The following is a 12,461-nucleotide window of genomic DNA, read 5'->3' on the forward strand; positions in this document are numbered from 1 at the left end:
TTCGTATTATTAAAAGTTAATTATGATCCGTTTAAATAATAAAGAATTATTTAGCTTCTTGATAAAATTTCTGTATTTTATTTTAAATACTTTGAAGTCAGGAATTTAGGAATTAAGTCTTCATAAATAAAAGAATTTAATCCCTTCAACAGAAGCATTATTACATTTTTAGATCAAAACCTGTAATCGTTTTGATCTCCAAACAATCTTCTAAACCATAAACGCCGTACTCGCGACCGATGCCGGAATGCTTGAACCCACCAAATGGAGCTTTCATTTCAAAGCCAGCACCATTAATAAGCACAACGCCTGCTTGAATACGGGATGCGAGTTCGTTAGCCTTCTCTAGGTTTGCCGTGCTGATATAAGCGCCAAGACCATAATCTGTGTTATTGGCCATATTGATGGCCTCTTCTTCTGTTTTGTATGTGAGAATAGAAAGCACTGGACCAAAAATCTCTTCCTTTGCAATCGTCATCTCTTCGGTGACGTTAGCAAATACCGTTGGTTTTACGAAGTAACCCTGTTCTAATCCATCGGGATGGCCTTCACCGCCGATTACCAGTTCAGCCCCTTCTTTAATACCAGCTTTAATGTAATGTTGAACTTGAAGATACTGTTTATGAGTCACTTGTGGTCCAAGTACAGTGTCAGCTTCAGAAGGAAGACCTACTTTTATTGATTCAACAGTTTCACGGGCAAGGCGTTTCACTTCTTCAAGCCGATGCTCCGGAACAAACAATCTTGTGCCAGCTACGCACGCTTGACCATTATTAGAGAAACATGATCTAACGGCAGCAGGAATCGCCTTAGTAAAGTCCGCATCGTCAAGTACGATATTTGGGGATTTCCCCCCCAGTTCCAAGGTAACTCTCTTCATTGAATCTACCGTAGCTCTACGGATTTCTTTTCCGACACGTGTCGACCCGGTGAAATTAATCATTGCAACATCTGAATTACGTGTAAATTCTGCACCTACAGTTGTTCCGAGACCATTTACGACATTGATTACACCTGCAGGAACACCCGCAGAATGAATACATTCAGTAAGCAATTGAGTTTGCAGTGCGCTGAGTTCGCTAGGTTTTATTACTACCGTACATCCAGCGGCGATAGCAGCGCCGAGTTTTGCTGTAATTTGTGAATAACTAGCATTCCAAGGTGTAATAATACCAATAACTCCAACAGGCTCAGCGACAACTTTTGCTTTTCCGATGTACTTAATAAACTCAAAATTTTCAAGAGCTTCCATGCTATCTATCAAGTTTCCTGCAGCAAGTTTTACTCTTCCAACAGATGCCATTCTAGGAGCACCATATTCAAGGATATTGGCTTCGGCCAATTCATCAATTCTTTCCAAAATTGAATCACTCAAACGTTGCAGAATATCCTTTCTTTCTTGTACAGTGCTTCTAGCAAATGATGCAGATGCCGCTTTTGCTGCTGCGATCGCACGCCTAGCATCTTGTTCATCTCCAAGGGTAACACTCCCAAAGCTTTCTCTAGTTGTAGGATTTACCAATTCAAAACGCTCTGTACCGTTAGGTTTTACAAACTCTCCATTTATATAAATTTGATCAATGTTTTTCATATTTGACACCGCCTATATAGATTTATTTAACTTTTTGTCATACTGAGTACCTTGTAAGGAATAATAAATGACTAGCAGTATAGTAGCTCGCTACTATGCTTGTACTATTCTTCAAAGACGAAGATATTGATATACATCACAGGTGAACGGCAACAACAATTGCGTTTCTTTTTATCGATGCAATTGTATTATCTTTTGGATAAAGAATTATTTGGCTGGCTTAAAAGTCAGTTGAGCGACTCAGTTTTTCCCAACGTTTCGTTTCTTCTAATTTCCCATTGTCCATTGCGTTCGCCAGCTCTACCGCATCACTACCTAGCAGCAAGCGAAGCGGTGGGTTTTCTTCGCCCACGATCGTAATGATCGCTTGTGCAGCTTTTACCGGATCTCCCTTCTCTTTGCCAGTGTTTTCGCGGAAATATTTCATCATATAGCCAACAGTGTTTTTGTATTCGTCTCGCGGCTCGACTTGCTGCATCGAGGAGCCAGCCCAATCAGTTCGGAAACCACCTGGTTCAATCAGAGTAACCTTAATTCCGAGCTGATTAACTTCTTTGGCTAGTACCTCTGAGAAGCCCTCCACTGCCCATTTCGCTGCTTGATAAGGTGCGAGACCTGGTGCTCCAATACGGCCCCCAATAGATGAGAACTGAATTATATGACCATTGCCCTGTTCTCTCAGTAAAGGTAGCGCAGCCTTCGTTACATTGATTACGCCCCAAAGGTTTGTCTCCACTTGAGCACGGAAGTCTTCCATCGATGTTTCTTCAATCGAAGATACGTTGCCGTAACCAGCATTATTTACAAGGACATCTAAACGTCCGAACGTTTCGAATGCTGCTTTTATTGCTGCTTGCGCTTGCTCAAACCTATTTACATCGAGTTGTACTATATGAATTTGACTACCGTATCGATATGCAAGATCAGCAAGTTGCTCTGGTTTGCGAGCCGTTGCGACTAATTTATCGCCTTTGGCCAGCACAGCTTCTGCAAGACTACGGCCAAAACCTCGCGAGCTTCCTGTAATAAACCATACTTTTGACATATCATGCGCCTCCCAAATCAAATGTGGAATATTAATTCCAAAGTCAGTATATCCCTAAGCTCCACATTAAGTCAAGATATTTCGGAATAAATATTCCAAGTTGATTTATTTAACTGAATATACACTATATTCCTCATTCTATTCGATCTTTTTATTCGGATACACATTTCTTTTAAATATCATCATTTCATCATATATCGAGTATTTATTTGGAAAAAATATTCCAAAATCAAAACTGTTGCTTTAATCATAATTTACAATTTTCTTATATATACTATTGACATCCTAAACTATCTCGTAATAATGTTTATATTAAGAGAGGTGAGATAGATGAGTAAGAAACAGGACATCATGGCTGCTACGCTCGATCTGATTCATGAAGAAGGGCTGCAATCTGTTACCTTCTCAAAGATATTCAAAAAAGCTAATGTAGGTTCTGGTACTATATATAATTATTTTTCAAATAAAGAAGAAATCGTAAACGCTGTTTATAAAGAAGCAAGGATGCATATGGGGGAGCATTTACTGCAGGGTTACGATCCCTTTGCAAGCCTGTATGAGCGCTTTAAGTGCCTTCAATTGAATAGGTTAACTTTTGGCATTCTGTATCCCAAAGAGTTCCTTTTTATAGACAATTTTTCCTTTTCTCCTTATATATCACCAGAACTACGTAATATGGATGACTTGCACAATTCAAGAGAAGTTATACTTTCCTTGATTGTTGAGGGTCAAAAACAAGGAATCATTAAAGAGATGGATTCACATTTGTGCCATCAACTCATACACGGCATCATTTCTTCCATACTTAAGGGTTATTACGTAGAGAAATATCCGTTGAACGAAACTCAAATTCAACAAATCTTGGAAGCTTCATGGAAGTCAATACTCGTATAAAAAGCAAATTGTTATTCTGATAAAAAACGTTGCAAAGGCGAGATAATCTCAGCCTAAAACCAACACATTCGAAAAGGATATTTAATTGCAAAAGGAGCTAAGCGGCTTATACTGCTTAGCTCCTTTTTTTCTGGCGTCTACAACTGATGTCTTAGAGTAAAATTCAAATACTTTAATGTCATATTAAAAAATATTAAAAACCTATGCGGATGCGTATTATTTTCACCAAAGCACATCGTCCAATAAATGAGTAATGGGACAGAGCAGCAGCAGCTTAAACTTCCTCGATATCGTTACCCGTTAGCCATACATGCAGCGCAAGCGCCGCACCACAGATGATGAAAATGGAGAACAGAATCCGTCAATACTGCTACTAAGGCTGGGAGAGGAAGGTCGATGAGCTATGGTGCCTTTGAGCCCAACCGTTAGTCTGACTTGGGCGATCACGGTGCATCACAGATTGTCGCCCCCTTTCGGGAAGCACTCATGGGAGATTAATCCTACTCTGGTTGTTGCACCAGCCTCTTATCCGAATTAGCCGTAGAGAGGATGTTTTTTAAGTGGAAGTCGTCATTGAGCGTGCATGCGGTATGGATATTCACAAGGATAATATTACAGCATGTATTAAATGAACAAGTTAAAGTGCTCGATCAGGAAGTTGCAACGCGTATAGCATCTTTTCATGAAGATGTTGAACGCTTAGATTCAATTCCTGGTATAGCTACTCCAATGGCAGAACAAATCTTGGCTGAGATCGGAACGGTTATAGACAAACAGTTTCCTAGTGCAGCGCATTTATGCTCTTGGGCCGGATTGGTACCCGGACATAATGAAAGTGCAGGAAAAAAGAAATCTGCCAAAACTACAAACGGTAACAAGTATTTAAAATCTACTTTGGTAGAAGCGGCCCATTCCATTACTGCATCATAGAATTTTCTCGGAGCAATGTATAGACGCACAGCTGCACGAAAAGATAAAAAACGAGCCGCAATAAATGTGGCCCATGCAATGTTACGGATTGCATTTTATCTCCTAACACGTAAAGAAATGTATGTAGATCTAGGTGAAGACTACTTTGATAAACATAAGCGACAATCTATTGTGAAGTATGCCGTTCGTAGACTAGAGAACTTAGGTTACTCCGTAACAATTGCAGCTAATTCCTAGTTCTATTTTTATTCCCCCGCCTTCAGACGCTTTCAAAAAAACGAATGAACTGCGTCTTATTTAGTGCGCCCTTTTTCAGGTACTCCGGACTTAATTTTCATGGGAGCTTAGCGCTTACGCCAGTCTAATTTTTGTCTCAAACATATCCTTACATCAATCTCTATAAGTGAATAATACATGTAGTTTGTTTTTTACAGTAATCTAACATTTCGTTCACAATATAAAGTAGAGGAGCTTTTAAATAATCATTCATATTTCCTGAGGGATATCTGAATACCTCAATATGGAACTTTGAATACATTCAAGTAAGCTGCTTTCTCTTATTTCATGTTCAGGCGATTCGGATTTTTTAATGTAGGTTATCCATGGAAATGAGAGACTATTATTTCCTTGATAATAAAAAGCAAAATTTGTGAAGTACACTGCATTAAAAGGATCAGGTAAAGTGGATTGGTTCTTATAATTAGCATAAATCTTATCAATATCATGTTCCCATGTCTTTTCGGGAGGTTCCGAATCAATTGAATTATTATTTACATTAGTTAAAGCTAAGTTCATATCAATAAAAATGAGGAATGGGATGTCTTTTGGCTTTTGTGTTCTCGCTTTTCTAAATAGATGTTGAATATTTCCTCTATTATCAGCTTCCGCATTAAACACCCCCTCTTCATGTAACACACCTTTTCTTCGTTTACTTTTTGCTTCCACTCCAATCTTTTGACCCGATTCTTTATGTGTAGCAATAAATTCACAATGGATTTCACTTTTATAATTATCATCAAGAAATTCAATTTCAAATCCTGCTCTAGCCATAATTGCTGCAACAGCTACTTCATATTTTACTCCCTAAAACTCATGAACTAGAAATAAAAAATTCCGGAAGCCTATTTACAATTTGAAGGTAAAATAAATCATAAGCGTGCTGTAATAGTGACTGAATTTCACCAGTAGAAGTTCCGTAATAAATTTTGCCGTTCTCTGTTTCAACAAAGTTATTTATATTCTTAAACCCCCACCGGCAATAAGCCTCCCACCATTTAAATGTAACATGACGTTTATCAGACGGAAGTGATACCTGATTTTCATGAAATTCTTTGCCATAAGTATTTCTAAAAGCCATCAAAATAAGAAATTCTTGAAATGTCTCACGTAAGGGGCGGAAATATAAGGTACTCCAAATAGTACGTACTCTCTGTCCTTGAAACTCTAAACTTGGCACAATTCCAAGATTAGGTTCAGGACTTTGTTTAGATGCATGAATAAATTTAAATGGGAAATTTACATTTTTATTTATACAGCACCTTTTATATTTTTTTCCACTTCCGCAGATACAGATTTCATTTCTCTTTTGCCCATTCCCTATCGTGATATCCCCTATCAATCGATCTAATCGATCTTACATTGTCAAAGGCAAAGTTAAATTTATTCAAGAAAATTATCTAGTTATCTCCTTAGTTCTATATTAATAATTTCAAATATTTCTAACTGATTTTCTGTACTAAGTTTTCTAAATGCACTGATTAACTCACTCTCAAATGAAGTTGTTTGCAAATTACGATAATCAGACTCTTTCTCTTCATCCACTTGGTTAATAGAACCAGTAAGCAACCACTCCAATGAACATTCAAAATTTTTGTAAATAGAAACAACCGTATCTACAGCTGGTTTACTTTTTCCTGCTTCTATATCGCTCAAGCTACCTTGAGAAACACCAATTAGATTTGAAAAATCAACTTGATTTAAGTTATGGATCTTTCTCAACCTTTTTATGTTTTCACCAATAATGTTCATGGAAGCCTCCCTTGGAAAATAACAACTTATGACAAAAGTTATTCCATAAATTTTCAAGATAAAATTCACGAACTTCTATTCGCTCTCATTCTAAATTCATGCTACCTCCTAATCGCGAAGCACGTAAAAAAATCCCGATGTATCAAGGCTTTAAGCCACATCGGGACTAGTCTAAGTAGTGACAAAATTACGTTCCAAATCTATGACAAATGACGTTCCAAACGGTGACAAAGTGAATTACAACTCACAATTTTACCTATCTACGGTCAAATCATCCGCTGCCTAGCCGCTTCAAAAAGCAAAACCGTCGCCGCCATCGCGACGTTCAGCGATTCCGCTTTGCCCTGCATCGGAATAATCACCTGCACGTCCGACTGCGCAGCAACTTCCGGCGACACGCCCTTGGCCTCGTTGCCGAAAATCAGCCACGTCGGCTGCCGCAGGTCAGTGTCGTAGCACGAGCCCTGCGCCTGCAGGCTCGTCGTCACGAGCCGCACGCCGCGCTCACGCGCGCGCGGCAACAGCGCACCCAGATCTGCCTCCACGATCGGCAGATGATACATCGATCCCATCGTCGAGCGGATCGTCTTGGGATTGAACAGATCGACCGTGCCGCGGCCGAGCACGACCGCTTTGGCACCGACGGCATCCGCGCTGCGGATGATCGTGCCCAGGTTCCCAGGGTCCTGAACGCCGTCCAGGACCACAACCAGATCGTGCTCGCCGGCAAGCAGCTCGTCCATGCCAACCTGTGGCCGCCTCACGATGGCCACAACCCCCTGCGGCGTTTGTGCGTCCGAGCACTTCGCCAACACCGCGGCGCTCACGCCGATCCATTCGACGGCGCGATCACCAGCAAGAGCGGCAAGCTCTGATGGGATCCCTTTTTCCGCTAGAAAAAGGATTGCCTCCACCTCAGCCCCCGCCTTCAAAGCTTCCTCAATCACATGATAACCTTCAATGATATATTTGCCTTGCTTATCTCTGCCGCGCCGCTCCAAGAGCTGAGCCCAGTCTTTGACTCTCGTATTTTGAACAGACATGATTTCTACATATGCATGTGTCATGAATTAACCTACTCCGCAAAAGTGACTTCAAAATTTTGAAGACTCGAATTTTTACCCACAATAACCAAAATATCTTCTTGTTTAATCGGTGCCTCCGCACTCGGCGGAATGATCATCTGATCGTTATGTTTAAGTGCAATCACGTTACAGCCATATTTGGCACGTACGTCAAGTTCGCGCAAACTTTTGCCAATCATCTCTTTCGATACTTTCATTTCTACAATACTATAATCGGCAGAAAGCTCTATATAATCGATAATATTAGATGATATCATATGATGCGCGACACGTTGCCCCATATCACGTTCGGGATAGACGATTTTATCTGCGCCAATTTTTTTGAGCACCTTACCGTGAAGATCATTCACAGCCTTTACGATCGTCGTAGCTATACCCATTTCCTTAAGAATTAATGTAGTTAGAATACTGGCTTGAATATCTTCCCCAATGGCCACAACCACAACGTCAAAATTTCGAATGCCGAGCGCCCGCATAGCTTCTTCGTCCGTAGAATCGGCTTGAACAGCATGAGTCACATAGGCGGATACCTCTTGAACTGTTTCTTCATCCTGATCAATGGCAAGAACCTCGAATCCTAGTTGGGATAGCGTCTTAGCGACAGCTGAACCAAATCTTCCCATTCCAATAATCGCAAATTGTTTTCTCACCGCTCACGTTCCTCCATATTCCCAAGAATATTTCCCATTCATTATAGCATACTCAGCCCCATGAGCCACTTCACAACAATCACGCCACTGCTTGCATTGGCGAAGAGTGGGAAGGATGAAGGCATCCCAATCTGCACATAGTAATAGCGAGAATGAAATGGAAGCGAGGTCCTTGAATGAATATTACCCTTAGACAGGCCATCCACCAGCGAGTTAATGACAAATCACCAGAAGAACTCAAAGAAGTCATCGAAGACTCGATCGGTGGCGAAGAAAAAGTTTTACCTGGGTTAGGTGTACTTTTTGAAATTATATGGCAGCATTCCGAAGCAAGTACCCAAGATACACTCGTCGAGACGCTAAAGGCGCATCTTACGTAAATTTCTCTCTACTTGCTAGGGGATGCGTCCGCATTCCTTAGCTTTGTTCTTTCCATTTTGACAATCGCCTCATCGCAAAATAAAAATCCCCCTCATCAGTCACAGACCAACGAGGAGGATGTCGCTAAGCTAACTATAACTATAGTACTGTCAAAGGATTCATGGCCGCCGGCTTCTCGCAGCTGCTTTTCATGACATAATGCTGACCAGAGTCAGACGCATCATGGAAACCATGCATGGCTTCCAGCACGTGATAGGCAAGCTCGCCGTTCGCACGATGTGCTGAGCTATCGCCAGTTAACAGCGCTTGCGCCATTGCTGCTACGCCAAGTCCGCGATTATTATCCTTGTAGCCATGCGAAAGTGGGATGGGCTCATAGTCTGAACCACCTTTGCGAATAAGCACCTGACCACCGAATGTATTCGGGTCGGGGACACGCAACGAACCATGACTACCATAGATTTCAATATTAGGCAATTGCGTACCCGCCATGATATCGAAACTTGTCACAAGTGTTGCAATCGCACCACTGTGGAAATCTAAAACCCCCGCCACATGCGTTGGCGTTTCTACTTGTATTTTCTGTCCGCGCTTCTTCTCACTCGAAATTGTACGCTCTGGGAAACTCACAGCCGTTGAACCCGTTACACGACGTATTGGCCCGAGCAATGCCACAAGCGCCGTTAAGTAATAAGGACCCATGTCGAACATCGGGCCGCCACCTTTGGCATAATAAAACTCTGGATCTGGGTGCCAATGCTCATGCCCCTTCCCCATCATGAAAGCCGTAGCAGCAATCGGAGTACCAATCCATCCGTCCTGAATCAATTTGACGCAGGTTTGAATGCCTCCGCCAAGGAACGTATCAGGCGCGCTGCCTATTAGCAATCCTTTCCGTTTCGCTACCTCTAGAATTTGTTGCCCTTCTTCACGCGTAACCGCTAGCGGCTTCTCAACATAAGCATGTTTACCTGCTTCGAGAATTTGAATGCAGACTGCCGCATGTACAGCGGGGATCGTCAAATTAATCACGATGTCTACTTGCGGATCACCTAGTAATTGTTCTACTGTGTAGGCATGTGCAATTCCGAACTCTTCGGCACGCGCTTCTGCTTTACTAACATCAATATCTGCACAAGCAACCAACTCCAGATGTGCGTAGTTAGGAATATTTTTCATATAAGCCGCGCTTATATTTCCACACCCAATAATACCAACCTTCATCTTACTCATCGCTTCATGTCCCCCTATAGTTAGCGTGTTGCCCAAAGCATCCCGCGGCGCATCAACTCAAGCGTTTCTGGCATCCGAACAATATTAGCCTGATGGCCCAGTGAATTGTAGTACACTTTGCCTGCACCGTACGTTTTGGTCCACACGACAGGCATTTCCACATCATCGAAGTCCGTCACGGCATGAACCTTGATCGCAGGGTCGACATGCATATAGTATTTTTCAGAAACAACGACAAAATCGCCGATACCCTTAGTCAATGGCTGCTCACTATCCTTCATACGAACCGTATACGTAACGCCATCATTACCAGGATGCGCCACCCATTGGCCGCCAACCATGTACTGATATTCCACTTCATTACGGAACGAATCCGCCATCCCGCCATGACAGCCGGCAATCCCTGTTCCCCCAACTTTCACAGCGTTAATGAGAGGTGTCAACTGCTCCTTCTCAATTTTCCCCATGGTCCACACAGGGACGATCAAATCTACACCCGCCAAGCGTTCCTCATCTCGGAAGCTGTCCAACGTGTCTGAAACCTCTACCCCATATCCCTCTTCACGCAGTACACCTGCCAAAATACCCGCAACCTCCTCGGGTTGATGACCATCCCAGCCACCCCATACGATCAATGCTTGTTTCTGACTCATGCTATTCCTGCTCCTCTCTCCATGCCCCATCTATACTTCACTTATCCGAACCCAGCGACGCTCTGCGATCGATTGATCCACTGCCTCCAGTACTTCTTGACACTTCACACCATCCACAAAATTCGGAACTGGTTGCCGATCCTCAGAAAGTGCTGACATTAACTCCACAACTTCATGTACGAACGTATGCTCATACCCGATTGTATGTCCAGCTGGCCACCAAGCATCCATATACGCATGGGAGGCATCTGTTGCAAGCACACGTCTGAAGCCCTGAACATCCTCATCATCGCTTGTAAAATACACCTGCAACTCATTCAATCGCTCGAAATCGAATTTCACGCTGCCTTTACTGCCATTAATTTCAAAAGAGTTCGTACACCGGTGCCCGGGAGCAAATCTCGTTGCCTCGAAGCTGCCTAGTGCGCCATTCGCGAAACGAGCCATGAATAATGTCGCATCATCCACCGTAACAGGACCATGCGGTGCATCTTTGCTGCCTTTGGCACTAAGCCCCGTCATTGATGTCGGAAGCGGACGCTCCTTCACGAAAGTTTCACTCATCCCGATCACTTCGGTCATCTCGCCCACGAGGAAGTGCGCCAGATCGATGAGATGCGCGCCCAGATCGCCATGCGACCCTGATCCCGCAATCTCCTTCTGCAAGCGCCACACCAGCGGGAACGTCGGATCAACGATCCAATCCTGCAAGAACCAAGCACGGAAGTGGTAGATTTGGCCGAGACGGCCGCTCTCCACGAGCTTCTTTGCCAGCTGCACCGCTGGAGCAAAACGATAGTTGAAGCCCACCATGTGCTTCACGCCAGCTTCTTCAGCCGCTGTTAGCATTTCCCTTGCATCCGCAAGGGTCAGCGCCAGCGGCTTCTCGCAGAACAGATGCTTGCCGGCCTTCGCCGCCGCCAACGCAATCTCCTTGTGCGCATCACTCGGTGCATTGATATCGACGACGTCGATATCTGGATCTGTCACCAGCTCGCGCCAATCCGTGACATACCCGTCCCAGCCGAATTGTTCGGTTGCCTGACGAACACCGTTCTCGTCGCGACCACAGATGAGCTTCATCTTAGGAATCGCCGTCTGCGGAAAGAACATAGGTAAATCTTTATACGCATGGCTATGGGCTTTTCCCATAAATTTATAACCAATCATGCCGATATTGAACGTCTTCTTCATCGCATACACGCCTCCCCAAGTGTGTTTACTATCCAGTCATTCGCACTCGCTTCCACTATTTACGCTTTACGCATTACTCTTTACTCTTTACTCTTTACTTCTTACCCTTTACTTCTTACCCTTTACTTCTTGCTCTTTACTTGTTACTTGTTACTTGTTACTTGTTACTTGTTACTTGTTACTCTTTACTCTTTACTCTTTACTCTTTACTCTTTACCCCTTACTCTTACTTTTCACTCTTTACTCTTTAGCCTACACTCTGCGCTCCACACCAACCCAGCGCCCCCCATCGGCCAGCAAATAACGGGAAAATATACATCTATTTCTGCTATATCCAGCTAATTTTTCGATATAACTGGAAAATGTACAGTTAAATAACCACTTACTTCCTCTTTTTAAGTAAATCCGCCAAATTACCTGTAGAAAATCCATCTAAACCTCCAAACAAGCTAATTCCAGTGAAATTACCTACAGGAAATCCAGTTATTCCTGCAACCACTAAGCTACTCTCAAATCACACATGCAATCAGACAGCACGCAGTGTTCGGTGATCAGTAATCGGATTTGGTATTTGGTATTTGGTATTTGGTATTCGGTATTCGGCATTCGGCATTCGGTGTTCGGTGATCGGTAATCGGATTTGGTATTCGGTATTCGGTATTTGGTATTTGGTATTTGGTATTCGGTATTCGGTATTCGGTATTCGGCATTTGGCCTTCGCTATTCGGCATTCAGCACTTGCCATTCCCACCCTGCACTCTGCCTCATCCGTCAACA

Annotated in this window: 15 protein-coding genes; 4 read left to right on the forward strand and 11 right to left on the reverse strand. The window is 43.0% G+C overall.

Going from position 1 to position 12,461, the window contains the following annotated elements:
• Nucleotides 1-160 precede the first annotated feature (160 nt).
• Both A8708_RS25685 and A8708_RS25690 read right to left on the reverse strand, forming a co-directional pair.
• Nucleotides 161-1,591 (reverse strand): aldehyde dehydrogenase family protein, encoded by a 1,431-nt coding sequence (locus tag A8708_RS25685; RefSeq protein ID WP_068668307.1) that lies wholly within the window; start codon nucleotides 1,589-1,591, stop codon nucleotides 161-163.
• Nucleotides 1,592-1,811: 220 nt separating this feature from the next.
• Nucleotides 1,812-2,636 carry an oxidoreductase gene (locus tag A8708_RS25690; protein WP_068668309.1) on the reverse strand — a complete coding sequence of 275 codons (825 nt, stop codon included), beginning with the start codon at nucleotides 2,634-2,636 and terminating at the stop codon, nucleotides 1,812-1,814.
• A gap of 330 nt (nucleotides 2,637-2,966) precedes the next feature.
• Between A8708_RS25690 and A8708_RS25695 the strand changes: the two genes are divergently transcribed.
• The 3 genes from A8708_RS25695 to A8708_RS36650 all read left to right on the forward strand — a co-directional run bounded on the left by A8708_RS25695 (nucleotide 2,967) and on the right by A8708_RS36650 (nucleotide 4,697).
• Complete coding sequence (locus tag A8708_RS25695) at nucleotides 2,967-3,530, forward strand: TetR/AcrR family transcriptional regulator (RefSeq protein ID WP_068668311.1); 564 nt, start codon at nucleotides 2,967-2,969, stop codon at nucleotides 3,528-3,530.
• Nucleotides 3,531-4,109: 579 nt separating this feature from the next.
• Entirely contained in the window at nucleotides 4,110-4,460 is a 351-nt protein-coding gene (locus tag A8708_RS36645; protein WP_239696845.1) for an IS110 family transposase, read from the forward strand.
• 78 nt (nucleotides 4,461-4,538) lie between these two features.
• The gene (locus tag A8708_RS36650; protein WP_239696846.1) at nucleotides 4,539-4,697 is read left to right on the forward strand and encodes a hypothetical protein; all 159 of its coding nucleotides are present in this window, start codon (nucleotides 4,539-4,541) and stop codon (nucleotides 4,695-4,697) included.
• A 249-nt stretch (nucleotides 4,698-4,946) separates the two neighbouring features.
• On the opposite strand, the gene A8708_RS25705 is transcribed toward A8708_RS36650, so the two are convergent.
• The 5 genes from A8708_RS25705 to A8708_RS25725 form a co-directional block, all read right to left on the reverse strand.
• Complete coding sequence (locus A8708_RS25705; protein WP_068668315.1) at nucleotides 4,947-5,510, reverse strand: hypothetical protein; 564 nt, start codon at nucleotides 5,508-5,510, stop codon at nucleotides 4,947-4,949.
• A 40-nt stretch (nucleotides 5,511-5,550) separates the two neighbouring features.
• On the reverse strand, nucleotides 5,551-6,078 hold the full coding sequence (locus A8708_RS25710; protein ID WP_068668317.1) for an SEC-C domain-containing protein: 528 nt from the start codon (nucleotides 6,076-6,078) through the stop codon (nucleotides 5,551-5,553).
• 62 nt (nucleotides 6,079-6,140) lie between these two features.
• Nucleotides 6,141-6,488, reverse strand: coding sequence for a helix-turn-helix domain-containing protein (locus tag A8708_RS25715; protein ID WP_068668319.1), 348 nt, complete (start codon nucleotides 6,486-6,488; stop codon nucleotides 6,141-6,143).
• Nucleotides 6,489-6,754: 266 nt separating this feature from the next.
• Nucleotides 6,755-7,531, reverse strand: a complete 777-nt coding sequence (locus tag A8708_RS25720; RefSeq protein ID WP_239696847.1) for a TrmH family RNA methyltransferase — start codon at nucleotides 7,529-7,531, stop codon at nucleotides 6,755-6,757.
• A 32-nt stretch (nucleotides 7,532-7,563) separates the two neighbouring features.
• Nucleotides 7,564-8,223 carry a potassium channel family protein gene (locus A8708_RS25725; protein ID WP_068668323.1) on the reverse strand — a complete coding sequence of 220 codons (660 nt, stop codon included), beginning with the start codon at nucleotides 8,221-8,223 and terminating at the stop codon, nucleotides 7,564-7,566.
• Nucleotides 8,224-8,399: 176 nt separating this feature from the next.
• Between A8708_RS25725 and sspI the strand changes: the two genes are divergently transcribed.
• The gene (gene sspI, locus A8708_RS25730) at nucleotides 8,400-8,603 is read left to right on the forward strand and encodes a small acid-soluble spore protein SspI (RefSeq protein ID WP_068668325.1); all 204 of its coding nucleotides are present in this window, start codon (nucleotides 8,400-8,402) and stop codon (nucleotides 8,601-8,603) included.
• 139 nt (nucleotides 8,604-8,742) lie between these two features.
• On the opposite strand, the gene A8708_RS25735 is transcribed toward sspI, so the two are convergent.
• From A8708_RS25735 to A8708_RS36225, 4 genes are all read right to left on the reverse strand, one after another.
• The gene (locus A8708_RS25735) at nucleotides 8,743-9,837 is read right to left on the reverse strand and encodes a Gfo/Idh/MocA family protein (protein ID WP_068668327.1); all 1,095 of its coding nucleotides are present in this window, start codon (nucleotides 9,835-9,837) and stop codon (nucleotides 8,743-8,745) included.
• Between the two features lie 20 nt (nucleotides 9,838-9,857).
• The gene (locus A8708_RS25740) at nucleotides 9,858-10,490 is read right to left on the reverse strand and encodes a ThuA domain-containing protein (RefSeq protein ID WP_082927798.1); all 633 of its coding nucleotides are present in this window, start codon (nucleotides 10,488-10,490) and stop codon (nucleotides 9,858-9,860) included.
• Nucleotides 10,491-10,520: 30 nt separating this feature from the next.
• A complete protein-coding gene (locus A8708_RS25745) occupies nucleotides 10,521-11,684 on the reverse strand; it encodes a Gfo/Idh/MocA family protein (RefSeq protein ID WP_068668331.1) in 1,164 nt (387 codons plus the stop codon).
• A 526-nt stretch (nucleotides 11,685-12,210) separates the two neighbouring features.
• Nucleotides 12,211-12,429, reverse strand: coding sequence for a hypothetical protein (locus A8708_RS36225; RefSeq protein WP_082927805.1), 219 nt, complete (start codon nucleotides 12,427-12,429; stop codon nucleotides 12,211-12,213).
• Nucleotides 12,430-12,461 lie beyond the last annotated feature (32 nt).

Origin of the sequence: Paenibacillus oryzisoli (assembly GCF_001653565.1) — a bacterium.
GTDB classification, from domain to species: domain Bacteria; phylum Bacillota; class Bacilli; order Paenibacillales; family NBRC-103111; genus Paenibacillus_E; species Paenibacillus_E oryzisoli.

Bases quoted from the DNA above. Each gene is read 5' to 3' on its own strand.
- A8708_RS25685 (WP_068668307.1), bottom strand. From the start codon at position 1,591: ATGAAAAACATTGATCAAATTTATATAAATGGAGAGTTTGTAAAACCT.
- A8708_RS25690 (WP_068668309.1), bottom strand. From the start codon at position 2,636: ATGTCAAAAGTATGGTTTATTACAGGAAGCTCGCGAGGTTTTGGCCGT.
- A8708_RS25695 (WP_068668311.1), top strand. From the start codon at position 2,967: ATGAGTAAGAAACAGGACATCATGGCTGCTACGCTCGATCTGATTCAT.
- A8708_RS36650 (WP_239696846.1), top strand. From the start codon at position 4,539: ATGTTACGGATTGCATTTTATCTCCTAACACGTAAAGAAATGTATGTA.
- A8708_RS25705 (WP_068668315.1), bottom strand. From the start codon at position 5,510: ATGGCTAGAGCAGGATTTGAAATTGAATTTCTTGATGATAATTATAAA.
- A8708_RS25715 (WP_068668319.1), bottom strand. From the start codon at position 6,488: ATGAACATTATTGGTGAAAACATAAAAAGGTTGAGAAAGATCCATAAC.
- A8708_RS25720 (WP_239696847.1), bottom strand. From the start codon at position 7,531: ATGTCTGTTCAAAATACGAGAGTCAAAGACTGGGCTCAGCTCTTGGAG.
- sspI (WP_068668325.1), top strand. From the start codon at position 8,400: ATGAATATTACCCTTAGACAGGCCATCCACCAGCGAGTTAATGACAAA.
- A8708_RS25735 (WP_068668327.1), bottom strand. From the start codon at position 9,837: ATGAGTAAGATGAAGGTTGGTATTATTGGGTGTGGAAATATAAGCGCG.
- A8708_RS25740 (WP_082927798.1), bottom strand. From the start codon at position 10,490: ATGAGTCAGAAACAAGCATTGATCGTATGGGGTGGCTGGGATGGTCAT.
- A8708_RS25745 (WP_068668331.1), bottom strand. From the start codon at position 11,684: ATGAAGAAGACGTTCAATATCGGCATGATTGGTTATAAATTTATGGGA.
- A8708_RS36225 (WP_082927805.1), bottom strand. From the start codon at position 12,429: ATGGCAAGTGCTGAATGCCGAATAGCGAAGGCCAAATGCCGAATACCG.